This is a genomic window from Microbacterium sp. SS28 (assembly GCF_022761035.1).
In the GTDB taxonomy this organism is placed as follows: Bacteria; Actinomycetota; Actinomycetes; order Actinomycetales; family Microbacteriaceae; genus Microbacterium.
Window position 1 is genome coordinate 555,102 of record NZ_JAKWJP010000004.1, and the last position, 26,412, is coordinate 581,513.

20 protein-coding genes are annotated in these 26,412 nt (G+C 70.5%); 12 read left to right on the forward strand and 8 right to left on the reverse strand.

Going from position 1 to position 26,412, the window contains the following annotated elements:
• Positions 1-92 precede the first annotated feature (92 nt).
• From MJ607_RS14075 to MJ607_RS14105, 7 genes are all read left to right on the forward strand, one after another.
• Entirely contained in the window at positions 93-1,448 is a 1,356-nt protein-coding gene (locus MJ607_RS14075) for a glutamine synthetase family protein (protein ID WP_243076223.1), read from the forward strand.
• Positions 1,429-2,256 (forward strand): gamma-glutamyl-gamma-aminobutyrate hydrolase family protein, encoded by an 828-nt coding sequence (locus MJ607_RS14080; RefSeq protein WP_243076224.1) that lies wholly within the window; start codon positions 1,429-1,431, stop codon positions 2,254-2,256. The genes MJ607_RS14075 and MJ607_RS14080 overlap by 20 nt, the downstream gene beginning before the upstream one ends.
• Positions 2,253-3,617 carry an aldehyde dehydrogenase gene (locus MJ607_RS14085; RefSeq protein ID WP_243076225.1) on the forward strand — a complete coding sequence of 455 codons (1,365 nt, stop codon included), beginning with the start codon at positions 2,253-2,255 and terminating at the stop codon, positions 3,615-3,617. Before MJ607_RS14080 ends, MJ607_RS14085 begins: the two co-directional genes overlap by 4 nt.
• 94 nt (positions 3,618-3,711) lie before the next feature.
• Positions 3,712-4,485: a 3-oxoacyl-ACP reductase gene (locus MJ607_RS14090; RefSeq protein WP_243076226.1), complete on the forward strand. Its 774-nt coding sequence runs from the start codon at positions 3,712-3,714 to the stop codon at positions 4,483-4,485.
• Between the two features lie 114 nt (positions 4,486-4,599).
• A complete protein-coding gene (locus MJ607_RS14095) occupies positions 4,600-5,313 on the forward strand; it encodes a FadR/GntR family transcriptional regulator (RefSeq protein WP_243076227.1) in 714 nt (237 codons plus the stop codon).
• 71 nt (positions 5,314-5,384) lie between these two features.
• Entirely contained in the window at positions 5,385-5,792 is a 408-nt protein-coding gene (locus MJ607_RS14100) for a dehydrogenase (RefSeq protein WP_243076228.1), read from the forward strand.
• A 7-nt stretch (positions 5,793-5,799) separates the two neighbouring features.
• Positions 5,800-6,600 (forward strand): hypothetical protein, encoded by an 801-nt coding sequence (locus MJ607_RS14105; protein WP_243076229.1) that lies wholly within the window; start codon positions 5,800-5,802, stop codon positions 6,598-6,600.
• A 10-nt stretch (positions 6,601-6,610) separates the two neighbouring features.
• Here MJ607_RS14105 and radA read toward each other — a convergent pair whose 3' ends face one another.
• A complete protein-coding gene (gene radA, locus MJ607_RS14110; protein ID WP_243076230.1) occupies positions 6,611-7,975 on the reverse strand; it encodes a DNA repair protein RadA in 1,365 nt (454 codons plus the stop codon).
• Between the two features lie 125 nt (positions 7,976-8,100).
• Positions 8,101-9,057, reverse strand: a complete 957-nt coding sequence (locus tag MJ607_RS14115; RefSeq protein WP_243076231.1) for an L-lactate dehydrogenase — start codon at positions 9,055-9,057, stop codon at positions 8,101-8,103.
• Between the two features lie 169 nt (positions 9,058-9,226).
• Here MJ607_RS14115 and MJ607_RS14120 point away from each other — a divergent pair, with 169 nt between their 5' ends.
• From MJ607_RS14120 to MJ607_RS14140, 5 genes are read left to right on the forward strand one after another with little or no spacing between them, the layout of a single operon-like run.
• Positions 9,227-12,928, forward strand: coding sequence for a nitrate reductase subunit alpha (locus MJ607_RS14120; RefSeq protein ID WP_243076232.1), 3,702 nt, complete (start codon positions 9,227-9,229; stop codon positions 12,926-12,928).
• Entirely contained in the window at positions 12,928-14,592 is a 1,665-nt protein-coding gene (narH, locus tag MJ607_RS14125) for a nitrate reductase subunit beta (RefSeq protein WP_243076233.1), read from the forward strand. Before MJ607_RS14120 ends, narH begins: the two co-directional genes overlap by 1 nt.
• Complete coding sequence (gene narJ / locus MJ607_RS14130) at positions 14,589-15,212, forward strand: nitrate reductase molybdenum cofactor assembly chaperone (protein WP_243076234.1); 624 nt, start codon at positions 14,589-14,591, stop codon at positions 15,210-15,212. Before narH ends, narJ begins: the two co-directional genes overlap by 4 nt.
• Positions 15,212-15,982: a respiratory nitrate reductase subunit gamma gene (gene narI / locus MJ607_RS14135; RefSeq protein ID WP_243076235.1), complete on the forward strand. Its 771-nt coding sequence runs from the start codon at positions 15,212-15,214 to the stop codon at positions 15,980-15,982. Before narJ ends, narI begins: the two co-directional genes overlap by 1 nt.
• Complete coding sequence (locus MJ607_RS14140; protein WP_243076236.1) at positions 15,979-17,208, forward strand: NarK/NasA family nitrate transporter; 1,230 nt, start codon at positions 15,979-15,981, stop codon at positions 17,206-17,208. The genes narI and MJ607_RS14140 overlap by 4 nt, the downstream gene beginning before the upstream one ends.
• Before the next feature lie 18 nt (positions 17,209-17,226).
• Here MJ607_RS14140 and MJ607_RS14145 read toward each other — a convergent pair whose 3' ends face one another.
• The 6 genes from MJ607_RS14145 to MJ607_RS14170 form a co-directional block, all read right to left on the reverse strand.
• Positions 17,227-17,439, reverse strand: a complete 213-nt coding sequence (locus MJ607_RS14145; protein ID WP_243076237.1) for a hypothetical protein — start codon at positions 17,437-17,439, stop codon at positions 17,227-17,229.
• A gap of 104 nt (positions 17,440-17,543) precedes the next feature.
• Positions 17,544-20,225 carry a beta-galactosidase gene (locus MJ607_RS14150; protein WP_243076238.1) on the reverse strand — a complete coding sequence of 894 codons (2,682 nt, stop codon included), beginning with the start codon at positions 20,223-20,225 and terminating at the stop codon, positions 17,544-17,546.
• 121 nt (positions 20,226-20,346) lie between these two features.
• Complete coding sequence (locus tag MJ607_RS14155; protein ID WP_243076239.1) at positions 20,347-21,639, reverse strand: ROK family transcriptional regulator; 1,293 nt, start codon at positions 21,637-21,639, stop codon at positions 20,347-20,349.
• Positions 21,636-24,023, reverse strand: coding sequence for a glycoside hydrolase family 2 TIM barrel-domain containing protein (locus MJ607_RS14160; RefSeq protein ID WP_243076240.1), 2,388 nt, complete (start codon positions 24,021-24,023; stop codon positions 21,636-21,638). Before MJ607_RS14160 ends, MJ607_RS14155 begins: the two co-directional genes overlap by 4 nt.
• A gap of 5 nt (positions 24,024-24,028) precedes the next feature.
• Positions 24,029-24,676: a YesL family protein gene (locus MJ607_RS14165; protein WP_243076241.1), complete on the reverse strand. Its 648-nt coding sequence runs from the start codon at positions 24,674-24,676 to the stop codon at positions 24,029-24,031.
• Between the two features lie 83 nt (positions 24,677-24,759).
• Complete coding sequence (locus tag MJ607_RS14170; protein ID WP_243076242.1) at positions 24,760-26,298, reverse strand: DUF3502 domain-containing protein; 1,539 nt, start codon at positions 26,296-26,298, stop codon at positions 24,760-24,762.
• Positions 26,299-26,412: the final 114 nt, after the last annotated feature.

Sequence of the window (26,412 nt, forward strand, 5' to 3'; positions counted from 1 at the left end):
ACCTTTAGAGGTGAATTCGTCGCGGCATAGGCTCAGGATCCAAGAGAAGCAGCCTCACAATGGACGCGGCTCATACCAATGGAGGGTGACGGATGCCGGGAAACCTGAGTGTGTCGCAACTGGATGCCGCGATCGCGGCCGGCGAGATCGACACAGTCGTCGTGGCCTTCGCCGACGCCCAGGGCCGCCTCGTCGGCAAGCGCGTCTCGGCGCGCCTCTTCCAGGAGGAGGTCCTGCCGCACGGGGCCGAGGCATGCAACTACCTGCTGTCGGTCGACGTCGACATGAACACCGTCGACGGCTACGCGATGTCGAGCTGGGAGAAGGGGTACGGCGACATGATGCTGCTCTCCGACCCCGCGACGCTGCGCCGCATCCCGTGGCTCCCTGGTTCGGCTCTCGTCTTCGCCGACCTCGCGTGGGAGGGCGGCGCCCCCGTCGTGCAGTCGCCCCGCGAGATCCTCAAGGCGCAGCGCGCGCGCCTCGCCGAACGCGGGCTCGTCGCCTACTCCGGCACCGAGCTCGAGTTCATCGTCTTCGACGAGACGTATCGGGACGCCTGGGCCAAGGGGTATCGCGACCTGAAGCCCTCGACCGACTACAACGTCGACTACGACCTGCTCGCGTCCGGCCGGCTCGAGCCGCTGCTGCGCGACATCCGTCTCTCGATGGACGGCGCCGGTCTCTACACCGAGGGCGTCAAGGGGGAGTGCAACCTCGGCCAGCAGGAGATCGCCTTCCGCTACGCCGAAGTGCTCGAGACCGCCGACCAGCACACGCTCTACAAGAGCGGTGCCAAGGCGATCGCCGACGCGCACGGAAAGGCCATCACGTTCATGGCGAAGTTCAACGAGCGCGAGGGCAACAGCTGCCACATCCACCTCTCGGTGCGTTCGGACGACGGCGATACGGTCATGGCGGGCGACGGCTCGCACGGGTTCAGCCCGCTCATGGAGCACTGGATCGCCGGCATCCTCGCGACCCTCCGCGAGTTCACGCTGCTCTACGCGCCGACGATCAACTCGTACAAGCGTTTCGCGCGGGGGTCGTTCGCGCCGACGGGCGTCGCGTGGGGCGTCGACAACCGCACGTGCGCGCTGCGCGTCATCGGACACGGCGCGTCGCTGCGCGTCGAGAACCGGGTGCCCGGCGGCGACGTGAACCCCTACCTCGGGATCGCCGCGATCATCGCGGGCGGTCTGCACGGCATCGAGAACGAGCTGCCGCTGCCCGACCCGCTCGCGGGCAACGCGTACACTTCCGGAGTCGACCACCTCCCGACGACGCTGCGCGAGGCCGCCCAGCTGTTCGCCGACTCGGCCATCGCACGCACCGCCTTCGGCGACGAGATGGTCGAGCACTACCTGAACCAGGCGCGCGTCGAGGTCGAGGCCTACGACGCCGCCGTGACGGACTGGGAGCGCGTGCGTGGCTTCGAAAGACTCTGACCGTCGGCCCGTCATCGGGCTCACGACGTATCTCGAGCAGGCCAAGCAGGGGGTGTGGGACGTCCGCGCGGCCTTCCTGCCGCAGCAGTACTTCGACTCGGTGACATCGTCGGGCGGCGTCGCCGTGCTCCTCCCGCCACAGCCGGCTCCGGATGCCGCGGCCGAGGCGGTCCTCGACGGACTCGACGGACTCATCCTCACGGGAGGCGTCGACGTGCAGCCCGAGCTGTACGGCCAGGAGCGGCATCCGTCGACCGACCCGGCGCGCGCCGATCGCGACGCGTGGGAGCTCGCGCTGTTCCGCGGGGCGGAGGAGCGGCGCATCCCGGTGCTCGCGATCTGCCGCGGTCTGCAGCTCGTCAACATCGCGCGCGGCGGGACGCTGCACCAGCACCTGCCCGAGGCCCTCGGCACCGAGCGGTATCGCGTCGGCGGCGGCGTCTTCGCGTCGAACACGGTCGAGGTCGCTCCCGACACGCGCCTCGCCGGGATGCTCGGGGACGGCGCCTTCGACGTGCACAGCTACCACCACCAGGGCGTCGACCGGCTGGGCGACGGGCTCATCGTCACGGCGTCGACCGACGACGGACTCGTTCAGGCCTTCGAATCCGACGGCGACGGGTACGTCGTCGGCGTGCAGTGGCACCCCGAGGAGAACGCGGAGGACAAGCGGCTCTTCGCGGGGCTCGTGGCCGAGGCATCCGTCTACGCCGCTGCGAAGCGCGGCTCCGCCTCTGCGATCCCCCGGTCCACCGGCTCGGGGACCGACATCCGCTCGAAGACCGACCTTCGGGGAGTGAGCGCATGAGCACGACTTTCACGCTCATCGACCCGGCGACGGGGCTGGCGTTCCAGGACGTCCCGCGCGCCTCCCTCGAGGAGGTCGACGCCGCGATCGCTGCGGCCGTCGTCGCGCAGCGTGCGTGGGCCGCGCTCGCGCCGCTGGCCCGGGCCGATGCGCTGCGCTCGTTCGCGCGGATCGTCGAGGAGCACGTCGAAGAGCTCGCGCAGCTCGAGGTGCGCAATTCGGGGCATCCGATCTCGTCCGCCCGATGGGAGGCGTCGCACGTCGCGCAGGTGCTCAACTTCTACGCGGGCGCGCCCGAGCGGCTGAACGGGCAGCAGATCCCCGTCGCGGGCGGGCTCGATGTGACCTTCCACGAGCCGTACGGCGTCGTCGGGATCATCGTGCCGTGGAACTTCCCCATGACGATCGCGTCGTGGGGCTTCGCGCCGGCGCTCGCCGCGGGCAACGCCGTCGTGCTCAAGCCCGCCGAGCTCACGCCGCTCACGGCGGTGCGCCTCGGCGAGCTCGCTCTCGAAGCGGGGCTCCCCGGGGGCCTCTTCGCGGTCATCACGGGCTCGGGCTCGGTCGTCGGAGAGCGGTTCGTGTCGCATCCCGACGTGCGCAAAGTCGTCTTCACCGGATCGACGGATGTCGGCGTCGAGGTCGCCGCCGGGTGCGCGCGGGGCCTCAAGCCCGTGACCCTCGAGCTCGGCGGCAAGAGCGCCAACATCGTCTTCGCGGACGGCGACCTCGAGAAGGCCGCCGCGGCCGCGCCGGGCGCCGTCTTCGACAATGCGGGACAGGACTGCTGCGCACGCAGCCGCATCCTCGTGCAGCGCTCGGTGTACGACCGGTTCCTCGAGCTGCTCGAACCCGCCGTCGCCGCGTGGCGCGTCGGCGACCCGTCGCTCGAGTCGACCGAGATGGGCCCGCTCATCTCGGCGGCGCACCGCGACACCGTCGCGTCGTTCCTCGAGGGAGCGGATGTCGCCTTCCGCGGCTCGGCCCCGTCGGGCGACGGCTTCTGGATGGCGCCGTCCGTCGTGCTCGCGTCGCCGGGCGACCGCATCGCGCGGGAGGAGGTCTTCGGGCCCGTCGTCGCGGTGCTGCCCTTCGAAGACGAGGCCGACGCGATCCGGCTCGCGAACGACACGATCTACGGCCTCGCCGGGTCGCTCTGGACCGAGAACCTCGGCCGCGCCGTGCGCGTCGCGCGGGGCGTCAAGAGCGGCGTGCTGTCGGTCAACTCGCACTCGTCGGTGCGCTACTGGACGCCGTTCGGAGGCATGAAGGCCTCGGGTCTCGGCCGCGAGCTCGGCCCCGACGCGGCGGAGCACTTCACCGAGACCAAGAACGTCTTCTTCGCGACGGATGCCTCGTGACGAGCCAGACGTCCCCGCGCTTTGGCCGCTCGCCGCGGCATCCGTCCCCGCGCCGAAGCGCTCGCGAGCAGGAAACCAGCACCAGAGGAGCAGCATGGATCTGACACAGCGACTCAAGGACCGCGTCGCGGTCATCACGGGCGGCGCGTCCGGCATCGGGCTCGCGACCGCGCGCCGGTTCGCGGCAGAGGGCGCGAAGGTCGTCATCGCCGACCTCGACGCGAAGACGGGCGAGGCTGCCGCGGCGGAGGTCGGCGGGGCCTTCCGGCACGTGAATGTCGCGGAGGAGGCATCCGTCGACGCGCTCTTCGACGGCGTCGCCGCCGAGTTCGGGCGCCTCGACATCGCCTTCAACAACGCCGGCATCTCGCCTGCCGACGACGACTCGATCGAGACGACCGAGCTGCCTGCCTGGGATCGCGTGCAGGACGTCAACCTCAAGAGCGTCTACCTGTGCTCGCGCGCGGCGCTGCGGCACATGGTGCCGGCGGGCAAGGGCTCGATCATCAACACGGCGTCGTTCGTCGCGCTGCTCGGCTCGGCGACGTCGCAGATCTCGTACACCGCCTCGAAGGGCGGCGTACTCGCCATGACGCGCGAGCTCGGCGTGCAGTTCGCGCGGCAGGGCATCCGGGTCAACGCCCTGTGCCCCGGTCCCGTCAATACGCCGCTCCTGCAGGAGCTCTTCGCGAAGGACCCCGAGCGCGCGCAGCGCCGCCTCGTGCACGTGCCGATCGGCCGCTTCGCCGAGCCCGAGGAGCTCGCGGCATCCGTCGCCTTCCTCGCATCGGACGACGCGTCGTTCATCACGGCGACGGCCTTCGTCGTGGACGGCGGCATCACCAACGCCTACGTGACGCCGCTGTAGGGTCACGGACATGGGCCGGATGACTGCTGACCGGGGCCGAGAGCGCCCGCGGACGGCATTTCGGCGCGCGCGCGACCCGATCTGCAGGCGCACGGGCAGCCGCGAGGAGCGGCGATGACCGATTCTCCGCTGAAGGAAGTGCGCAAGGCCGTCTACCGGCCCGTGCGCGAGGGCAACGCGCTCGAAGACACCGTCGCGCGGCTCGTGCAGACGATCCGCCTCGGAGTCGTCGCGCCGGGGGAGTCGCTTCCCGCCGAGCGCGAGCTCGCGGCGCGCTACGCCGTGAGCCGCGACACCGTGCGGGAAGCGATCCGCGAGCTGGCCGACACGGGATTCCTCGTTCGACGACGCGGGCGCTACGGCGGCACGTTCGTCGCGGATCCGCTGCCCGCCGCCACCCCCGAGGCCGTCTCGCCCGACGAGCTCGAGGACGTCCTCGGACTCCGGCGCGTGCTCGAGGCGGGCGCTGCCCGCGCCGCCGCCGAGCGCACGCTCTCGCCCGCGGTGCGCGCGGACCTGTGGGCACGACACGAAGAGGCGTGCGCCGCGGGCGAAGCGGACTACCGCCGGCTCGACACCCTGCTTCACCTGACGGTTGCGGAGGTCGCCGGCATCCCGTCGCTCGTCGCGCTCGTCGCCGAGAACCGCGCCCGCGTCAACGCATGGCTCGACACCTTCCCGCTGCTGCCGCGCAACATCGAGCACTCCAACGCGCAGCACGAGCGCATCGTGACGGCGATCCTGTCGGGGAGAGCGGATGCCGCCGAGATGGCGCTGCTCGAACACCTCGCCGGGTCCGAGGCGCTGCTGCGCGGGTTCCTCGGCTGAGGTCGTGGGGGCGGGAACAGTGGGGAGGGGCATCGCGAGGCGTCGAGTCGCGGCCCGTCTACGCTGGTGGGATGGCCGGCAAGAAGCGCGCGAAGAAGCAGGAACCCGTCGAGTTCCGCAACACGGCGCTCGGCGACGCTCTGCAGACGCAGGACATCGCTGCTGTCGCCTTCGCGCTGCGCCATGGCCCGACGGTCGTTCCGCTCATGAAGCCCGGCACTCGCGACAATCCCCTCGACGTCGGCGAGGTGTGGACCTACCGCGATCCGAACACAGGGGATGTCGCACTCCTGCTCTTCAGCGACGCGCAGCACAAACCCGCCGCCCTGCCGCCCGCCGTCGCGCTCCAGTCGCCCGGCGCCCTGCGCGCGTTCCTCAGCACGCACCGCTCGGCGATCACGACCGTGTTCTTCGACATCGCGGGCCCGCATCCGATGCAGGCGACGCCCGACGAAGTCATCAAGGCGCTCGACGCCTGATGCCGCGATGAACGACCAGGCACGCGCAGAGCTGCGCGAGCTGCAGGCACGGGCCTATGGTCCGGCGGGCGACATCCATGACGACCCCGCGGCGCTCCGGCGCCTCGAGGAGCTCCAGGCGCGGATCGCGGCCGACGACGCGCGCGTCGCGCGGGGCGGGATCGAGGGTCCGGATGCTCCGCCCCAGGTCGCCCAATGGAGCGAGCCGGACGAGGAGGCCGACGGCGAGACGACGGATGACGCGCCCGGCGCGGCCGCGGAGGTGGTCGCCGAGGCGGCCGCGGACGAGGCATCCGTCCCGCGGAGCCGGTGGCGCGGCTGGGTGCCGTGGCTCTGGGTCGCTTCGGTGCTCGTCGCGGGGGGAGTGGCGGCCAGCTGGAATCTCGCCGGGACGGCTCTCTCGCTTCTCCCGATCGGCGGCGGTGGCCCCGGCGCCGAGCGAGTCGAGGTGATCCTGGTCGATCCCGACTTCCAACACTGGGACGCCATCGCGGACGACTCCATCGAGCAGACCGGCTTCAGCGACTTCTACGGCATGACGCCGATCGCCTCGACCGGCGGCTGGTGGGGCGCCGACATCGACGAGACGTGCCTCGCACTCGCGCGCACCGCCGACGTCGAGTCCGGTTCCGAGAACATCAACGGCCCCTTCTACACGGGCTGCAGTGCCGGACCGTTCAGCGCGACGCTGCAGTTCATCGTCACGCCCGACTTTCCGGACGAGTTCCTCGAGCGCTTCCCCGAAGGCGAGGCGATGAAGTTCGTGCTCGACGGCGATCGGGTCGGCGTCTTCATCGCGGCCGACTGAACGAGCCTGCTCAGAAGTCGGGCGCGCCTTCGTCGCGCGCGGGACGACCGCGGGCGGCCAGATCGCGCAGGGCGCCTGCGAGCGACTCCGACGACGCGTCGACGACGGAGCGATAGCCGAGCCGCGCCGCCTCGGCGCGCCGCTGCGCGCCCTGCGTCACGGGCCGCACTTCGCCCGCGAGGCTCAGCTCGCCCACTGCGGCCGTGCCGCGGGGAAGCGCGCGGTCGCGCGCGGCGCTCGCGATCGCCATCGCGATCGCGAGGTCGGCCGCGGGCTCGACGAGGCGCACGCCGCCGACCGTCGAGACGTAGACGTCCTGATCGGACACCGTGACGCCCGCGCGGCGCTCGAGCACCGCGAGGATCATCGCGACGCGCGCCGAATCGACCCCGCTCACGATGCGGCGCGGGTTGGGTCCGCCGTTCTTGATCGTGAGGGCCTGCACCTCGACGGGCAGCGCGCGCCGCCCCTCGAGCGCGATCGTGACGCACGTGCCCGCGACCGGGGCGCCGTGGCCGAGGAACAGGGCGCTCGGGTCGGCGACCTCGGCGATGCCGGCGCCGGTCATGTCGAAGCACCCGACCTCGTCGGTCGGCCCGAAGCGGTTCTTGAGCGCGCGCACGAACCTCAGCGACGTCTGCCGGTCGCCCTCGAAGTGGCACACGACGTCGACGAGATGCTCGAGGATGCGCGGGCCGGCGATCGAGCCGTCCTTCGTGACGTGCCCCACGATGATGACGGGGAGGCCGCGGTCCTTCGCGATGCGGATGAGGGTCGCGGCGACTTCGCGCACTTGGGACGGATGCCCCGCCATGCCGTCCGACAGAGCGGACGACACCGTCTGAACGGAGTCGACGATCAGCAGATCGGGCTGCACCTCGTCGACGTGCCCGAGGATGGTCGCGAGGTCGATCTCGCTCGCGAGGTAGAGCTCGTCGTGCAGAGCACCCGTGCGCTCGGCGCGCAGTCGCACCTGCGCGGTCGACTCCTCGGCGGACGCGTAGAGGACGCGCCGGCCCGCGCGTGCCGACTGCGCGGCGACCTCAAGGAGAAGGGTCGACTTGCCCACGCCCGGCTCGCCCGAAAGCAGGATCGCGGCGCCCGGCACGAGACCCCCGCCGAGCACGCGGTCGAACTCTCCGACGCCCGTCGTGCGCCGCGGCTCTTCGCTCGTCGTGAGGTGCGTGATGGGCCGAGCCGTCCGGCCGGCCGAGGGCGCGACGGGCGAGACGGTTCGCAGGATGCCGCTCTGCTCGGCGGCCTCGACGACCGTCCCCCACTGCTGGCACTCGCCGCAGCGGCCGACCCACTTGATCGTCGTCCAGCCGCATTCGGTGCAGCGGTACGGGGCGGCGGTGGGGCGGCGGGTCGGCACGGGTTCAGGCTAACCCGGCCGTGCGACATCGCCGGGGACGCGCGCGCGTTGCGCGGGGCTCGCGCGCTTCGTCTCGCGTCGATCGCTCGACGACCGGGAGGGCGAGATCGCTCGACGACCGGGCGTCAGTCCCGGAGCGAGGCGGCGACCTCCCTCAGGGCGTCGGCCGAGCGGCGGAGCAGGCCGAGCTCGTTCGGCGAGAACTGGGTCTCGCGGATCGGGACGGCACCCGACGCGCTCACGATCGACGGCACCGACAGCGCGACGCCGTTGAGACCGTGGAAGTCATCGAGCACGGTCGAGACGGGCATGACGGCGTGCTCGTCGTTGAGGACCGCCTCGACGATGCGCGCCGAGGACAGGCCGATCGCGTAGTTGGTCGCACCCTTGCCCTGGATGACCTTGTAGGCGGCATCCCGAACATCGACGGCGATCTGATCGAGCTCGTCGACCGTCATGCGCGGCCGGCCGTCGGCGGGCTGCCAGTCGAGGATCGGCACGGTGCCGATCGTCGTGGTGGACCACAGCGGGAACTCCGTGTCGCCGTGCTCGCCGATGATGTACGCGTGCACGCTCGAGGTGGAGACGCCGGCGCGGCGGCCGACGAGCCAGCGCAGGCGCGAGGTGTCGAGCACCGTGCCGGACGCGAAGATGCGCTCGGGCGAGATGCCTGTGGACTCCTGGGCGAGCACCGTGAGCACGTCGCACGGGTTCGTGACGATGACGTAGACGGCGTCGGGGGCGACCTCGAGCAGCTGCGGGAGCATCGACTTGAGGATGTTGGCGTTGACGCCGGCGAGCTCGGTGCGGGTCTGGCCGGGTCGCTGCTTGGCGCCGGCCGTGATGACGACGACGTGCGAGCCCTCGGCGACCGAGACGTCGCTGCCGCCGATGATGTCGCTCGATCCGGTGAACTGCGTGCCGTGTGCGAGGTCGAGCACTTCGGCCTCGACCTTCTCGGTCGCGATGTCGTAGAGGGCGACGTGACGCGCCGACCCCCGGATGAGTGCCGCGTACGCGACGCTCGATCCGACTGCTCCCGCGCCGACGACTGTCAGTTTCGAGTTCTCGATCACGCTCATGCGCTCAGTCTGGCAGTGCCGGGCGACGCGGGGCCACCGTCGCCCGCGAACGGGTCGTGCCGCATTGCCGATGGGGGAACGGATGCCGCCGTGACCGGCCGGCCTCGAAAGCATGACACGTCGCGCCGACACCTATCGGCGCCCTGAAGGTTTCGGTATCGTCCGTGCCATGACGCCCGCCATCGGTGTTGACGGTCCGGCTTCCGACGCGCTCCTGAAGGTGGGGCGATTCTTCACGAGACGCGAGCAGACCGACGACGGGAGGGCGCAGTTTCTCCAGGGCGGGCGCGAGGGTGACTCGTTCTACCGCGACCGGTGGAGCCACGACAAGGTCGTGCGCTCGACGCACGGCGTCAACTGCACGGGGTCGTGCTCGTGGAAGGTTTACGTCAAGGACGGCATCATCACGTGGGAGGCGCAGCAGACGGACTACCCGAGCGTCGGTCCGGACCGGCCCGAGTACGAGCCGCGCGGCTGCCCGCGCGGCGCCGCGTTCAGCTGGTACACGTACTCGCCGACGCGCGTGCGGTACCCGTATGTGCGCGGAGTGCTGCTCGAGGAGTACCGCAAGGCGAAAGCGGCCGGCAGAGACCCCGTCGAGGCGTTCCACGAGGTCACGACGAACCCCGAGACCCGCCGCCGCTACCAGCAGGCCCGCGGGAAGGGCGGACTCGTGCGGGCGACGTGGCAGGAGTCGGTCGAGCTCGTCGCGGCCGGGTACGTCCACACGATCAAGGAGCACGGGCCCGACCGGGTCGCGGGCTTCTCGCCCATCCCCGCGATGTCGATGGTGTCGCACTGCATCGGCACGCGCTTCACGCAGCTCGTCGGCGGAGTCATGACCTCGTTCTACGACTGGTACGCCGACCTCCCGGTCGCGAGCCCGCAGGTGTTCGGCGATCAGACCGACGTGCCCGAGTCGGGCGATTGGTGGGACGCGACCTACCTCATGATGTGGGGCTCGAACGTGCCCGTGACCCGCACGCCCGACGCGCACTGGATGGCCGAGGTGCGCTACCGCGGCACGAAGGTCGTCACGGTGAGCCCCGACTACGCCGACAACACGAAGTTCGCCGACGAGTGGCTGCCGTGTCAGGCCGGCACCGACGCGGCGCTCGCGATGGCGATGGGCCACGTCATCCTGAAGGAGCGCTACGTCGACCAGCGCGTGCCCTTCTTCGTCGACTACTCCCGCACCTACACCGACCTGCCGCACCTCATCACGCTCGTCGAGCACAAGGACGGCGGCCTCGTGCCGGGCAAGTTCCTCACTGCGGCCGACCTGGGCGAGACGGCACCCGAGGACGCGTGGAAGACCGTCGTGCTGGATGCCGCGTCCGGCGAGCCGCGCGTCCCGAACGGCTCGATGGGCTTCCGCTACGCCGACTCGGGTGAGGGGCGCTGGAACCTCGATCTCGGCGACGTGCTCCCCGCGCTCTCGGTGCGCGACGCGAAGGTCTCGGAGGAGCCGACCGAAGTGCTGCTGCCGCGCTTCGACGCGGCCGACGGCTCGGGTGCCGTGCTGCACCGGGGTGTCCCCGCGACGCGGGTGAACGGCATCCTGGTCACGACGGTCCTGGACCTCATGCTCGCGCAGTACGCAGTCGGCCGGGAGGGCCTGCCCGGCGACTGGCCGACCGGCTACGACGACGCGTCGACGCCCTACACGCCCGCGTGGCAGGAGGACATCACGGGCGTCCCCGCCGAGGCGTGCACGCGCATCGCACGCGAGTTCGCGGCGAACTCGATCGAGTCCGAGGGGCGCTCGATGATCATCATGGGCGCCGGCATCTGCCAGTGGTTCCACGGCGACGCGACGTACCGGTCGATCCTCGCGCTGCTCGTCCTGACGGGGGCGATGGGCCGCAACGGCGGCGGCTGGGCGCACTACGTCGGCCAGGAGAAGTGCCGGCCGATCACGGGGTGGCTTTCGCTCGCGAACGCCCTCGACTGGACGCGTCCGCCGCGCACCATGATCGGCACCGCCTACTGGTACATGCACACCGACCAGTGGCGCTTCGACGGCTATGCGGCCGACGCGCTCGCGAGCCCCCTCGCGGAGGGCAACCTCGCGGGCATGCACACGGCCGATACGATCGCGCAGTCCGCGCGGCTCGGCTGGATGCCGTTCTACCCGCAGTTCGACGCCAATCCGCTCGACCTCGCCGACGAAGCGGCGCACGCCGTCGAGCAGGGCGAGTCGACGGATGCCGCGTCCTACGTCGCGGGCCGGCTCGTCGACGGCTCGCTCAAGACCGCGATCTCCGACATCGATGCGCCCTCGTCGTGGCCGCGACTGCTCACGCTGTGGCGCTCCAACCTCATGGGCTCGTCGGCGAAGGGCAACGAGTACTTCCTCAAGCACCTGCTCGGCACTCACAACAACGTCATGGCGTCGGACGAGGCATCCGTCCGTCCGAAGGAGATCGCGTGGCGCGACGACATCCCCGAGGGCAAGCTCGACCTGCTCGTGTCGGCCGACTTCCGGATGACCTCGACGACCCTGCTGTCGGACGTCGTGTTCCCCGCCGCGACCTGGTACGAGAAGCACGATCTGTCGTCGACCGACATGCACCCGTTCGTGCACGCCTTCACGCCGGCGATCGACCCGCCCTGGGAGGCGAAGAGCGACTTCGACCTCTTCCACGCGATCGCGCGCGAGTTCTCGACGATGGCGAAGACGCACCTCGGTGTGCGCAAGGACATCGTCTCGGTGCCCATGCAGCACGACACCCCCGGCGAAGTGAGCCAGCCGGGCGGCGTCGTGCGCGACTGGGCGCGCGGCGACGTTCCCGCGATCCCCGGCAAGACGATGCCGATGCTCGCGGTCGTCGAGCGCGACTACACGGCGATCGCCGACAAGCTCGCGACGATCGGCCCGCTCGCGAGCACGCTCGGCTTCACGACGAAGAACGTGACGTACGACCTCGGGCACGCCGTCGAGCGCCTCGAGCGCAGCAACGGCGTCATGCTCGGCGGTGCCGGCGACGGGCGCCCCGCGATCGACACCGACGTCAAGATGGCCGAGGCGATCCTGACCTTCTCGGGCACGACGAACGGCGAGCTCGCGGTGCAGGGCTTCACGACGCTCGAGAAGCGCGTCGGCAGGAAGCTGCACGATCTCGCAGAGGGGTCGGAGGAGAAGCACATCACCTTCGCGATGACCCAGGCCGCGCCCGTGCCCGTCATCACGTCGCCGGAGTGGTCGGGGTCGGAGACGGGCGGGCGCCGCTACGCGCCGTTCACCGTCAACATCGAGCGGCTCAAGCCCTTCCACACCCTGACCGGGCGCATGCACTTCTACCTCGACCACGACTGGATGCGCGACCTCGGCGAGGCGCTGCCGATCTACCGTCCGCCGCTCGACATGCACCGGCTGTTCGGCGAGCCGAAGCTCGGACCCGACGGGCGCCAGCAGGTCGTCGTGCGCTACCTGACTCCGCACTCGAAGTGGTCGATCCATTCGGAGTACCAGGACAACCTCTTCATGCTGTCGCTCTCGCGCGGCGGCCCGACGGTGTGGATGAGCCCACAGGATGCCGCGGCCATCGGCGCCGCCGACAACGAGTGGGTCGAGTGCGTCAACTCCAACGGGGTGCTCGTCGCACGGGCCATCGTGTCGCACCGCATGCCCGAGGGCGTCGTGTACGTCCACCACGCGCAGGAGAGGACGATCGACGTGCCCAAGTCCGAGGCGACGGGCCGTCGAGGCGGCATCCACAACTCCGTCACGCGGCTGCTCGTCAAACCGACGCACCTCATCGGCGGCTATGCGCAGCTGTCGTACGCGTTCAACTATCTGGGCCCCACGGGCAATCAGCGCGACATGACCGCGACGATACGCCGGCGCTCGCAGGAGGTGACGTACTGATGCGCGTCATGGCCCAGATGGGCATGGTCATGAACCTCGACAAGTGCATCGGATGCCACACCTGCTCGGTCACGTGCAAGCAGGCGTGGACGAACCGCGCCGGCACCGAGTACGTGTGGTTCAACAACGTCGAGACGCGTCCGGGGCAGGGGTACCCGCGCCGGTACGAGGACCAGGAGCAGTGGCGCGGCGGCTGGACGCTCAACCGCCGCGGACGCCTGAAGCTGCGGACGGGCTCGCGCCTCAGCCGCCTGTTCACGATCTTCTCGTCGCCTGTCCAGCCGAAGCTCGAGGACTACTACGAGCCCTGGACGTACGACTACCGGACTCTCGTCGACGCCCCGCTCGGCGACGACTTCCCCGTCGCGCGGCCGAAGTCGCTCATCACGGGGAAGGACACCAAGATCACGTGGTCGGCCAACTGGGACGACGACCTCGGCGGCGCCTCCGAGATGGGCCACCTCGACCCGATCGTCGAGAAGGTGCGGCGCGAGTCCGAGGACAAGATCAAGTTCCAGTTCGAGCAGACCTTCATGTTCTACCTGCCGCGCATCTGCGAGCACTGCCTCAATCCGTCGTGCATGGCCTCGTGCCCGTCCGGTGCGATCTACAAGCGCGAAGAGGACGGCATCGTCCTGGTCGACCAGGACCGCTGCCGCGGCTGGCGGCAGTGCATCACGGGCTGCCCGTACAAGAAGATCTACTTCAACCACAAGACCGGCAAGGCCGAGAAGTGCACGCTGTGCTACCCGCGCCTCGAGGTCGGCATCCCGACCGTCTGCTCCGAGACGTGCGTCGGGCGCCTGCGGTACCTCGGGCTGTTCCTCTACGACGCCGACCGCGTCACGGCGGCCGCGGCGACCCCCGACGAGAAGGACCTCTACGAGGCGCAGCTCGACCTGATCCTCGACCCCGACGACCCCGCCGTCATCGCGCAGGCCCGGCGTGACGGCATCCCGGACGACTGGATGGATGCTGCGCGGCGCTCGCCCGTCTACATCCTCGCGAAGAAGCACCGCGTGGCACTGCCGCTGCATCCGGAGTACCGCACGATGCCGATGGTCTGGTACATCCCGCCGCTCTCGCCCATCGTCGACCTGCTGCGCGACCAGGGGCACGACGCCGAGTCCGCCGGCACGCTGTTCGGCGCGATCGAGGCGCTGCGCATCCCCGTCGAGTACCTCGCCGAGCTCTTCACGGCGGGCGACACCGAGGTCGTCTCGGGGGTGCTGCGCAAACTCGCGGCGATGCGGTCGTACCTGCGAGACATGACACTCGGACGGGAATTGGATGCATCCATCCCCGCCTCCGTCGGCATGGACGGCGAGTCGATGTACGCGATGTACCGGCTGCTCGCGATCGCGAAGTACGAGGAGCGCTACGTCATCCCCACGGCCCACTACGAGCAGGCGCACGAGCTCGAGGAGCTCGGCTGCTCGCTCGACTTCGACGGCGGCGCATACGGGAACGACTCGGGCCCCTTCGGCGAGGCGAGCGGCCTGCCCACGCCCGTCGCGGTCGAGACCTTCCACGCCCTGCGGGATCGGCAGACCTCGGACCAGAGCGCGAGCGGCGAGAGCCTGCGCGGCCGCGTCAACCTGCTCAATTGGGACGGGAACGGTGCGCCCGCCGGGCTCTTCCCGCCGCGGGAGGAGAAGCCGTGAGTCGCGCAGTGGTGTACCGCGCGGCATCCGTCGTCCTCTCGTATCCGTCCGCCGAGGTGCTCGAGCTGCGCGACCTCGTCGCGGAGGCGCTCGCCGAATCGTCGGCCGCGGCCGCCGCCGACTTCGCCCCGCTCTTCGACTGGTGGCGCACGACGCCCGCAGAGACCGTGCAAACGAGCTACGTCGACGTGTTCGACATGTCCAAGCGGCACGCGCTGTACCTGAGCTACTGGACCGACGGCGACACCCGCCGGCGCGGGCAGGTGCTCGCCGACTTCAAGCGGCGCTTCCGAGAGGCGGGGCTCGAGCTTGCGGATACGGGCGAGCTGCCCGACCATCTGCCGCTCGTACTCGAGTACGCGAGCATTGATCCGGATGCCGGAGCCGAGCTGCTCCAGGAGTACCGCGCGAGCCTCGAGCTGATCCGCATCGCGCTCGCCGAGCGCGGCTCCCCCTACGCGGGCGTTCTCGCGGCGGTCTGCGCGCGGCTGCCCGGGCGCTCGCCGAAGGACCGGCAGCAGGCGATGGCGCTTGCGGCATCGGGTCCGCCGAGCGAGACGGTGGGCCTCGACGCGTACGACCCCCGGCTCCTGCCGCTCGCGGGGACGGGGGCGCGCTGATGGAGCTCTTCCTGTGGGGGATCCTGCCGTACATCATGGTCGCGGTGCTCGTCGGCGGGCTCATCTGGCGCTACCGCTACGACCAGTTCGGCTGGACGACGAGGTCGTCGCAGCTCTACGAATCACGGCTGCTGCGGATCGGCTCGCCGCTCTTCCACTTCGGCATCCTCGTCGTCATCATCGGCCACGCCGTCGGGCTCGTCATCCCGAAGGCCTGGACCGACTTCCTCGGCGTCTCGGAGGAGATGTACCACCTCGCGGCCCTCGCGCTCGGCTCGGTCGCCGGTTTCGCGACGCTCGTGGGCGTCGGCATCCTGATCTACCGCCGTCGCACGACGGGTCCCGTCTTCATGGCGACGACGAAGAACGACAAGCTCATGTACGTCGTGCTCGTCGCCGCGATCGTCGCGGGGCTCGCGACGACCGTGCTGAGCGTCATCGGGCCCCATCAGGAACTCACGTACCGCGAGACCGTCGCGCCGTGGTTCCGCTCGCTGTTCGTCTTCCAGCCGGACATCGCGGCCATGAGCGAGGCGTCGCTCGACTTCCAGATCCACACCCTCATCGGGATGGTGCTGTTCATGCTGTGGCCGTTCACGCGGCTCGTGCACGCCTTCACGGCGCCCGTCCACTACCTGTTCCGGCCGTACATCGTCTACCGCTCGCGCGACGCCCGCCCGACGACGGCGGGAGCCACGCGACGCGGCTGGGCCCCGATCGGCACCCCCGACCGCGAACCGGATCGACCCACCAGAAGGGGAAGACGATGACCGCAACGACGCCGTCGAACGTCGCCGTGCTGCCCGGCCGCGGCCGCAACCTGGGCCTCGCGCTGCTCGCGTTCACGATCACGTTCTGGGCCTGGAACATCATCGGCCCGCTCGGCGTGCGGTACGCCGACGAGCTCGACCTGACCCCCACCCAGCTGTCGCTTCTCATCGCGACGCCTGTGCTCGTCGGCTCCGTCGGCCGCATCATGACGGGGGCGCTCACCGACCGGTTCGGCGGGCGCGTCATGTTCACGGTGCTCACCGCGGCCTCGGCGGTGCCTGTGCTGCTCGTGCTGTGGGCGGGCGAGGCCGGGTCGTACGCGTTCCTGCTCGCGGCGGGCTTCGTCCTCGGAATCGCGGGGACGACCTTCGCCGTCGGAATCCCGTTCGTCAACGCCTGGTACGAGCCGGCCAAGCGCGGCTTCGCGACGGGCCTGTTCGGCGCCGGCATGGGCGGCACGGCCCTGTCGTCCTTCTTCACGCCGCGATTCGTGGCGTGGTTCGGCTATGCCGCGACCCACATCATCCTTGCGGCGGCGCTCGTGGTCGTCGCGATCATCGTGTGGTTCGGCATGCGGGACTCCCCGCTGTGGACCCCCAACCGCGACAAGGTCGCCCCCAAGCTCAAGGCCGCGGGCAAGCTCGCCGTCACGTGGCAGATGGCGTTCCTCTATGCCGTCACGTTCGGCGGGTTCGTCGCCTTCTCGACCTACCTGCCCACCTACCTCAACGTCATCTACGGCTTCGACCTCGCCGACGCGGGCGCTCGCACGGCGGGCTTCGCGATCGCGGCAGTCATCGCGCGACCCGTCGGCGGCTGGCTCTCGGACCGCATCGGACCTCCGACGGTCCTCACGATCTCGCTCGCGGGAGCGGCCGTCATGGCGGTCGTCGTCGCGCTGCAGCCGCCGCCCGAGCTGCTCGCGGGTGCGACGTTCGTCGCGATGGCGATCTTCCTCGGCCTCGGCACGGGCGCGGTCTTCACGTGGGTCGCGCAGAAGGCGCCCGCCGAGCGTGTCGGCTCGGTCACGGGCATCGTCGGCGCGGCCGGCGGCCTCGGCGGCTACTTCCCGCCGCTCGTCATGGGCGCGACCTACAACGCGGAGGCGAACAGCTACACCGTCGGCCTCATGCTCCTGTGCGCGACGGCCGTCGTCGCGCTCGTGTTCGTGCTCGTCCTCGCGCGTCGCGCGCGCCGGACGGCCCCGGCGGCGCCGCGCGGCTGAGACCGGGCCGCCGCGCGCTCAGTGCGGGATCAGGGGGGTGAGCGCCGACGCGATATAGCGTCGCACCTCGCCCGACTCCACGAGGACGAACACCGCCCGGAGGATGAACGGACCCTCGATCGGGTCGAAGAACTCGACGGGCGGTGACGTCGTCGGATAGAGGACGGTGCCGGTCTCGCCGCCGGGCAGTTCGACGAGCTCGCCGTGGTCGAACATCTGCACTTCCTGCATGGGGTCGATCATCGAACGGTGGACGCGCTCTGTCGAGACGGCTTGACAGAACGAGAACGGGATGCCCCGTCGCACCGCGGCATCCCGTATCCCGATCTCCCTGCTCAGCCCGCGAGCACCGCGCTGAGCTCGGGAGCCGTCTCGCCCGCCGTCGCGTGCACCAGGACGCGCACGGAGCCGCTGTTCCACGCGGCGGGAACGATGACGCGACCCGCGTCGCCGCCCGTGAAGCGCGGCCGGGCAGCGTCGCTCAGCCACACGCGGCCGAGCAGCTCGCCGGCCGCGAAGACGCTCACCCGCACGTGCGATCCCTCGAAGCGCAGGGACTGGGCGCCGTCGGGGATGGGGATCTCGAGCCACGCCTCGTCGCCCGCCTCGAGTCGCAGCGGCAGACTCGTCGGGGTTCCGGATGCCGCGGCCCCCGCGAGCGCGACGAGCGCCGTGTCGGGCTGCGGCTCGACATCCCACCCGCGCACCTCGTCGAGGCGGAAGAGGGTCGCTCCGCCGAGCGCGCCGGGCTGGTGCGCGAGCGAGACCGCGATGTCGCGGCCCTCGCCGGGCGCGAGGTGCAGCCACGGGTCCTCCGCCGTGACGATGCGCGTCCGGCCGTCCACCTCGACGGCGATCGAGCCGGGGACACCCGCGAAGGCGAGCGCGTGGTGGTGGGTCCCGTCGACGGAGAGGTCGCGGCGATACGTGATGGGCAGACCCACGCGCGTGCTGCTCCAGCCGCCGAGCACGGGGAGCGGCGCGGGCTGGCCGGCCCACGTGCCGGGGCCGTCGATCGTCCACATGCCCGTGACGTCGTCCTGCCCGATGACGCGCCACACGCGGCCGATGCCGCGCAGCGAGCCGAGACGCAGAGCGGGCAGGCGCGAGTCGTCGAAGTTGGCGTGGCCCCACGTCTCGACCGTCGCGTCGAGGCGCGTCGCGCCGTCGGTCTCGACGAGGGCGGTCGCGCCGAACCGCGCGATCGTGGGGAGCGCGCGGCCCTCGAGCGAGAGGTCGACGATGTCGCTCGCGCCCTCGATGAGCAGCGCCGGGGCCTCGGAGACGTCGGCGGAGTAGTGGACGCGGCCGCGGTGCACGCCGAGCGACTCCGAAGTCGGCGCCACGTCATGGCGCGTGACCTCGCCCGCGCGGGTCGGCACATCGAGGCCCGTCGCCTCGGTGAGGACGGCGGGCTCCGCATCCTGCGACGCGTGCGCGATCGGCGCGGCGCCGTCCGCGTCGGGCAGCTCGTCGCTGTGCCAGACGGTGACGCTCCACTCGACGGTCCCGAGCGCGAGGGCGCCGCGGACGGGCGCCCCCGGGGTCGGTGCGGGAAGCTCGGCGAGCACGATCCCCGCCCCCGCGGGGACCAGCGACCCGATGCCCGCGACCGGCTCGCCCGCGTTCTCGACCGAGAACCCGAGCACGCTCGGTCCCCGCGTCGCGAGGACGATGCCGTCCGCGTCGGCGCCGACGAGGTCGGCCGTCGCGATCGCGAGCGTGCCGGGCAGTCCGAAGCGCTCGAGCGGGAGTTCGCGCGTGACGAGCGCGCAGGACTTCGGCGGCAGCGGCAGCGTCACCTCGGGCAGTCCGCCCTCGGCCGGCAGCGCGGCATCCGTCGCGACATCCCCGAGATTCGGGATGCCGAGCAGCGAGCCGCCGCCGTCGAGCAGCAGGCGCGAGGGCGAGGTCGAGGTGGGCGCATCCGTGCGGTATGCGCCCGCGGCTTCTTCGACGCCCGCCCGCGCGAGGGCGGGACCGAGCGCGCGGACGACGGCGGCGAGCACGCGCGCCTCGGCATGCTCGGGCCGCGCCTCGCCCGTGGGGGACAGGAAGCCGTGGAAGTCGTAGTCGTGCGACATGAACCCGCCGGGGTCGCCCCAGTTGCCGACCGACGGCGTGTAGCCGAAGTTGTAGCCCGACGCCTGCAGATAGGGGGCGATGACGCGAGCCCCGCTCACGAGCAGCCGCCGCAGCGTGCGGTGGACGCGGTTCGTCTCGGTGACGAGCAGCGGCAGCCCCTGCTCGGCGAGCATGTCGGTGTACCGGCGCACGAGCGGCTCGATGCCCGACCAGTCGTCGTCGGGGTAGAAGTTGAAGGTCGGCACGACGCCCTCGACGCCCCCCGTCGCGCCGGTCATGTCGCCCTGGCCCGCGCAGGCGATGAGCGGGACGGTGATGCCCGCGGCGAGCGCGAGGTCGCGCAGGGCCGTGAGGTAGCCGTGGCGGTCGGCGGTGTCGAAGAAGTCGAGCTCGTTCTCGAGCTGCACCGCGATTACGGCACCGCCCGCATCGGCCTGCCGTTCGGCGATGATCGGCATCGCGCGGGCGAACCACTGCTCGACGTGCGCGAGGAACCGCGGCTCGGCCTGGCGGATGCGCAGGCCGTCCTCGAGGGCGAGCCAGGCGGGCAGAGCCCCGCCGTCCCACTCCGAGCAGATGTAGGGACCGGGCCGGGCGATGACGGAGAGGCCCGCCTCGTGCGCGAGATCGAGGAAGGCGCCGACGTCGCGGCGGCCCGTGAAGTCCCACTCGCCGGGGGAGAGCTCGTGGAAGTTCCACGGCAGGTAGACGTCGATCACCTGGTAGCCCGAGGCGCGGACCGCGGCGAGGCGGTCGCCCCATTCCTCGCGGGGGATGCGGAACGGGAAGAGCGACGCGCACAGCAGCACCTCGTCCCGCCCGTGGAGCGAGAGGCCCGCCGTGCTCATCCGCACGGCGGAGGCGGGTTCGACCGGGGGCTCGCCGGCCACGCCGATGGCGGCGCCGATGGTCTGCACGTCTGCTGCTGTCATGTTCTTCGACTTCCGACGATCTGCGGACGCGACGAGCAGGGATTCATGCGCCGTCGCATTAATACAAGAGTTAATCTAACCCTCGATGTGACCTCCGGCAAGAGCGGAGGAGGGTCCGTCGCTAGAGCGCGACCGGGATGTTCGAGGTGAGCAGGCCGGCGTCCACGAGGAACCGCTCGAGGACGACCGTCGCGACTCCGGTCGCGACGGAATTGCCGCGGACTGTCGAGACCTCGACCTCGACGTCGCGCGCCGAACCGCGGGGCGCCTGCTCCAGCAGGTGCTGCCGGGTGGGCGGCAGCAGGTGCTCGCCGAGCGCCCACGTCGTCCAGCCCGTGAGCGTCACGATCTCGGGATTCATGATCGCGACGAGGTCGGCGAGGGCCGAGCCCAGGTAGTACGCCGTCCGCGCGATCGTCTCCTGCACGGCGGGGTCCGGGTCGGGCCCGTCGGCCACCGCCGCGAGCGCGCGGATGAAGTCGTTCTGCATGTCGAGGTCGGCGAGCGGGTGGGCCGGATCGATCTCGCGCAGCGTCTGCTGGATGCCGGGAGCCCCGATGTACGCCTCGACGCAGCCGTTGCGGCCGCACCGGCACTTGCGCCCGTCGAGCACGAGCAGGGTGTGGCCCCACTCGCCCGCCGTGTTGGTCGCACCGCGCAGCAGTCGTCCCTCGAGCACGATCCCGGCCCCGACGCCCGTGCCGAGGTTGACCGTCGCGAGGCTCGAGAAGCTCCGGCCGCGGCCGAGCCACAGCTCGGCGATCGCGATGGACTTGAGCGGGTTCTCGATCACGAGCGGCAGGCCGACGCGCTCGCGCAGGTGCTCGAGCTCGACCTTCTGCCACGTCCAGTGCGGCACGACGACCGAGACGCCGTCCGGCCCCTGGATGAGCCCCGGCAGGGCGACCCCGACCCCGAGCACGTCCGCGCGCGAGACCTGAGCCTTGGCGAGAAGGTTGTCCAGCGTGCGGCCGATGGCCTCGACGACCGAGTCCGAGTCGAGCACGTGCTCGTCCCGCGCGGTCTCGACCGACAGCATCTCGTTGAGGGCGGCGTCGAACATGCAGGCGCGCACGTAGGTCTCGGCGACGTCGATCCCCACGACGAGGCCGCGGGCATTGTTCATGCCGAGCATCGCGGTCGGTCGCCCGATGCGCCCCGCCGTGACCTTCCGCTCCTCGACGATGCCCTCCGCGAGCAGCTCGCCGACGACCGTCACGACCGTCGCGAGGCTCAGGCCCGTCGCCTGCGCGAGGGCGTTGCGCGTCGTCTCGCCCGCGGACAGCACGGCGTGCAGCACATCGAGACGCGAATCGCTGCGGATGTCGCGCGACGTCCGCCGCGGCACGAGGGTGCTCGTGACGGCTTCGCGCGGGTCGGGCCGACTCTGCGCCTGGTTCGCGGGCTGTGTCATGTGGAGCACTCCATTCGCACGTCCGGGAGGCCCGGAGAGCTCAAAACCACTGTCGTCTTCGCACGGGAGCGGACGAAGACGATCACCCGGCCGTCGAGGGTCCGACGTCGGGCGGCGGTGTACGGCGTGTCGTCGCTCAGATCACCATTCTCCAACCCGAGCAGTTCACCGTCGCGCACCTCGACCGACACGGATCGTTCGTCGCGGGCGACCTCGCCGTCCGCATCGCGCAGCGTGCATTCGATCTGCACGACGCCGTCGGCGGCGAGACCCGCTTCCACGCAGCGATCCGCGAGTCCGGCGGGCGCCGTCCACACGGCCGCGTCGAGCCGGACAGCGTCGCCGCCGGGGCGCAGGGTGTCGCGCGCGACGACCTCGCCGGCACGGAGCGTCTCGAGCACGAGCGGCTCGTCGCGCGTCGTGGTCTCGGCGGTCCAGCAGCCGAGCTCTTCGTCGCGCACGAGGTCGATCTCGTCGTCGCCGTGGGTGAGGCGCAGCTCGTCGCCGTTGCCGAAGCACAGCACCTCGAGAGGGCGGCCGGGCGCGGCATCCCATCTGCGAGAGGGCGCGTGGATGCGGAAGCTGCGCGCCGCGGGCTCGTCGTCGGCCGCCGGGCGCACCGCGATGCGGGCGACGGGCTCGTCGGACCACCAGCTGCGGCGCAGGTGGAAGGTCTCCTTCGGGAAGCCCGCGACCGTGAGCAGGCCCGCGGTGGAGCCGTGCGACGGCCAGCCGCGCGTCTCGCCGAGGTAGTCGATGCCCGTCCACAGGAACTGGCCGGCGACGTAGTCGTTGCGCTCGACGGCGAGCCAGTCGGCGTACCGGTGCGAGTTCTCGCTGCCGATGAACGGCTTGCCGGGGAAGCGACGGTGGTCCTCTTCGTAGAGGTGCTCCTTGTAGTTGTAGCCGACGAGATCCAGCCGATCGAGCAGGCCGAGGTGGCTCGACAGCTCGGGCAGGGCGGCGGCGAGCGTCACGGGCCGCGTCGGGTCCTTCGCCTTGGCGATGTCGACGAGCCCGCTCGCGATCGTCGTGAGGCGCCGCATGTCTGGGCGGTTCGGGTCGTACAGGCGCTCGGCGGCGGGCTTGCCGGCGTCGTTGTTGCCCACGACCTCCTTGAACCGCGGGTGCGCGTACGGGTCGTTCGGATAGTCGATCTCGTTGCCGATGCTCCACGCGATGATCGACGGATGGTTGCGGTGCGCGTCGATCATGGCGCCGAGGTCGGCCTCGTGCCACACCGGGAAGTCCTTCGCGTAGCCCTCGTGACGCGGAGGGTAGACGTTGTGCCCCTGCCACCACTTGTTCTTGGGGTTCTCCCACTCGTCGAAGGCCTCGTCGATGACGAACAGGCCCAGGATGTCGCACAGCGCGTACAGCTCGGGGGAGTGCGGGTTGTGGGCCATGCGCACGGCGTTGCAGCCCATGTCCTTGAGCGCGAGCAGGCGCCGCACCCACACGCTCGCGGGGACGGCCGTGCCGAAGCATCCCGCGTCCTCGTGCAGGCAGACGCCCTTCAGGATGCGGCGCTCGCCGTTGATCGAGAAGCCCGTGTCGGGGTCGAAGGCGAAGGTGCGGATGCCGACGGTCTCCTCGTGCACGGCCGGTCGGTCGCCCGCCCACTCGAGCGTCGTCGTGAGGCGGTGCAGGCGCGGGTCGATGTCGGACCAGAGTTCGGGGTCGGGCAGCGCCTTCGTGGCCTCGGCGTCGGCAGAGCCGCCCGCGGGCACCTCGACCTCGGTCTCGAACCCGTGCACCTGATCCGAGGTCAGCGAGCGGAGCTCGTGCCGCACGCGCACTGTCGCGGGCGCGTTCGTGTCGTTGACGATCGTCTGGACGACCCGGACCACGGCCTTGGACTCGTCGGCGAACAGAGTGGTGAACGTCGTGCCGTACTCGGCGACTCGCACGCGCTCGTGGACCTCGAGCTCGACGCGGCGCGTGATGCCCGAGCCGTTGTACCAGCGCGAGTCCGAGATGTCGGTGTGGTCGACGCGCACGCTCACGACGAGGTCGTCGTCGGGGGCGTAGGAGAGGATCTCGGTGAGGTCGAACGAGAAGGCCGCGTAGCCCGAGGGCCGGCTGCCGAGGTGGTAGCCGTTGACCCAGACGTCGGCGTTCTTGTACACGCCGTGGAAGGCGAGGCGCACATGCTGGTCGTCGGTCGCACCCACCTCGCTGAGGGGGACGTGCGCGCGGTACCAGCCGATGCCGCCGGGCAGATAGCCTGTGCCGCTCGAGTGCTCGGGCGAGAAGGCGTGCTCGACGCTCCAGTCGTGCGGCACCGTGACCGCGCGCCACGACGAGTCGTCGAACCCCTTCGCGGTGGCACCCCGGTCGTCCCCGAGGGCGAAGGCCCACCGGCTGATCGGCACTGTCTGCATGAGAGCTATTCCTCGTCGGATGTCGGTTGCGGGGCGTAGGCGTCGAAGACGCGTGTGAACAGGACCCCCGTGAGGAAGGCGACGCCGGCGAACCCGATGACGAGCCAGAGGATGCCGTACCCGGTGACCTGGGGGTAGAAGATCGAGACGATCACGGCGAGCGCGATGACGGCGAGGGCCATGAGCGACGTGAGCAGGTGCTTGCCCGAGAGCAGCCGCGCGTTGCGCAGCACATCTCGCAGGGACCCTTCGAACGTCGCGAGGTAGGGGAAGATCCACAGCGCGTTGAGCGCGAGGACGAACGTCACGAGGAACCAGACGGCGAGCACGATGAAGCGCAGGATGCCGTCCGGCACGAGGTTGATCGCCACGACGTACCAGGCGCCCAGCGCCGCGGCCAGGGCCGCGATCACGAGTCCGAGCAGTGTCGCCTGGCGGAAGTTTCGCCGGAAGGAGCGGAAGTAGTCTCCCGTCGTCGAGTCGGACTGGCCGCGCACGAGGCGCATCGCGGTGAAGTTGAGACCCGTCACGGCGGCGGGGATCGTCACGATCGGAAGCGCCGTCGCGAGGAAGAGCACGTTGAGGATCATCAGATCAGCGATGCGCGTCAGGATCCGCATGAGCGCCGAGTCCGGCGCGAAGATGCTGTTCATTCATTCCCCCCTTCGGATGGGTCGGGCGGGTCCACAACGTGCGGACCCGCCCGACGGTCTTACTGTGTCAGCTCAGCCGGGAATTACTTCCAGGCGTCGAGATCGGCCTGGATCGAGGCGCGAGCGTCCTCGTAGCCGGCGGCGAGCAGCGCCGCACGCATCTCTTCGATGGCCGCGGCGGGGTCGTCGAACTTGCCGAGGGCCAGCTGCGGGACGTACTGCGCGAGCACGCTGCTCATGGCGGCGAGCGTCGGGTCGATCGCGTCCTTGTTGATGAGGAGCGTCGAGTACGGGTAGTCCACGGCGACCTCGTCGAGCGCGGCGTAGATCTCCTTCTTGTTGGGAGCGTCGGTGACCTTGTCGAGCTCGAACTCGTCCATGCGGCCGGCCCAGAAGTTGGAGCCGAGCGAGTCGGTCGAGGAGTCGTAGCCCTCGGGGTAGCCGAGCTTTCCGTCGTCGGTGACGATGTAGTCGGTGCCCTCGATGCCGTAGTTGAGGAGGCGGTAAGCCTCTTCATCGTTGCGGAGCACGTCGTAGACGGCGAGCGCCTTCTCGGGGTGCTTCGAGTACGCGCTGACCGCCATGGCACCGTGCGTCAGGATGTCCTTGAAGACGTTGCCGTTCTCCTGACCCCAGTAGAAGAACTTGGGGTCCGAACCCGGCTGCTTCTTCGACAGGTTGTCGTAGATCTGGCCGATGTAGGTCTGCGTGTGGTGCTGGTCGGTGCCGTTGAGGCCCGCGTACAGCTCCTCGCGCGCGTCGCCGTCGTAGTTCGCGGCGTCTTCACGCCAGACGCCGATCTCGTTCCACTGCTTCGCGAGCTCAGCGGCCTCGAGCAGCGCGTCGCCCTCCATGAACCACGAGGTGACCGTGTTCGGGTCGGCCTCGGTCGTCTGGAACGGGTAGTAGTTGCCCGAGCTGACCTGCTGGATCGTCTGGAAGTCGGTGTGACCCTGGATGTAGCCCGTGATGTCGGCGTAGGCGTCGCCTGCGACATCCCACGGGTACGCCTCGGGCTTGTTGTCCTTGACCCACTGGAAGTACTTCGTGAAGTCCTCGAACTTCGTGATGTCGCCGTTCGCGAAGCCCGCCTCGGTCGCCCAGTCGCCGCGGTAGAAGAAGCCGTGGTTCGTGTACTGCGTGTAGTTGTCCTCGGGGATGAAGTAGATCTGCCCGTCGTCGAGCTTCGTGAGGTCCCAGTGCCCGTCGCCGTCGACCTGCGCCCACGTCTTGGGGGCGTTCTCCTGGAGCATCTCCTCGGAGAGCGGGAGGAAGGCGCCCTTCTCGGCGTTCTCCCACGCGAAGAGCCAGTCGGTCGCCGTCGTGATGAGGTCGACGTTGTCGTCACCCGAGAGCAGCTGCAGGTTGTACTGCGTCTGCCAGTCGGCCCACTCGACGTAGAAGAAGTCGAGCTTCGCGTCCGCCTTCTCTACGAGGATCGGGTTGAGCTCGTCGAGCATCGCCTCGAGGCGGCCGTTGGTGGGCTTGTCGCCCATGACGAGCATCGTGATCTCGGTGGGACCGTCGCTCTCCTCCGGGCCGGCGGTGCAGCCGGCGAGCGCCGTCACACCCAGGCTGAGGGCGAGGATCGCCGAACCTGCCTTGATGAATTTCTTTGCCATGTGAGGCTCCTTTGGCTCTCATCGATGTGGTGATTGCAGTGCTGTCGCCTCGGGGGAGGCGGTTTCTGGCGCGACAGGACATCGGTGACCTGCCACGGGTCGTCGGCGGCGGGG

Excerpts from the sequence above, each read along its gene's own strand:
- MJ607_RS14160 (WP_243076240.1), bottom strand. The coding sequence starts at position 24,023 with ATGCAGACAGTGCCGATCAGCCGGTGGGCCTTCGCCCTCGGGGACGAC.
- MJ607_RS14115 (WP_243076231.1), bottom strand. The coding sequence starts at position 9,057 with ATGAGCGTGATCGAGAACTCGAAACTGACAGTCGTCGGCGCGGGAGCA.
- MJ607_RS14165 (WP_243076241.1), bottom strand. The coding sequence starts at position 24,676 with ATGAACAGCATCTTCGCGCCGGACTCGGCGCTCATGCGGATCCTGACG.
- MJ607_RS14085 (WP_243076225.1), top strand. The coding sequence starts at position 2,253 with ATGAGCACGACTTTCACGCTCATCGACCCGGCGACGGGGCTGGCGTTC.
- MJ607_RS14100 (WP_243076228.1), top strand. The coding sequence starts at position 5,385 with ATGGCCGGCAAGAAGCGCGCGAAGAAGCAGGAACCCGTCGAGTTCCGC.
- MJ607_RS14140 (WP_243076236.1), top strand. The coding sequence starts at position 15,979 with ATGACCGCAACGACGCCGTCGAACGTCGCCGTGCTGCCCGGCCGCGGC.
- MJ607_RS14145 (WP_243076237.1), bottom strand. The coding sequence starts at position 17,439 with ATGCAGGAAGTGCAGATGTTCGACCACGGCGAGCTCGTCGAACTGCCC.
- MJ607_RS14150 (WP_243076238.1), bottom strand. The coding sequence starts at position 20,225 with ATGACAGCAGCAGACGTGCAGACCATCGGCGCCGCCATCGGCGTGGCC.
- MJ607_RS14075 (WP_243076223.1), top strand. The coding sequence starts at position 93 with ATGCCGGGAAACCTGAGTGTGTCGCAACTGGATGCCGCGATCGCGGCC.
- MJ607_RS14170 (WP_243076242.1), bottom strand. The coding sequence starts at position 26,298 with ATGGCAAAGAAATTCATCAAGGCAGGTTCGGCGATCCTCGCCCTCAGC.
- narI (WP_243076235.1), top strand. The coding sequence starts at position 15,212 with ATGGAGCTCTTCCTGTGGGGGATCCTGCCGTACATCATGGTCGCGGTG.
- MJ607_RS14090 (WP_243076226.1), top strand. The coding sequence starts at position 3,712 with ATGGATCTGACACAGCGACTCAAGGACCGCGTCGCGGTCATCACGGGC.
- MJ607_RS14095 (WP_243076227.1), top strand. The coding sequence starts at position 4,600 with ATGACCGATTCTCCGCTGAAGGAAGTGCGCAAGGCCGTCTACCGGCCC.
- narH (WP_243076233.1), top strand. The coding sequence starts at position 12,928 with ATGCGCGTCATGGCCCAGATGGGCATGGTCATGAACCTCGACAAGTGC.
- MJ607_RS14120 (WP_243076232.1), top strand. The coding sequence starts at position 9,227 with ATGACGCCCGCCATCGGTGTTGACGGTCCGGCTTCCGACGCGCTCCTG.
- MJ607_RS14105 (WP_243076229.1), top strand. The coding sequence starts at position 5,800 with ATGAACGACCAGGCACGCGCAGAGCTGCGCGAGCTGCAGGCACGGGCC.
- MJ607_RS14155 (WP_243076239.1), bottom strand. The coding sequence starts at position 21,639 with ATGACACAGCCCGCGAACCAGGCGCAGAGTCGGCCCGACCCGCGCGAA.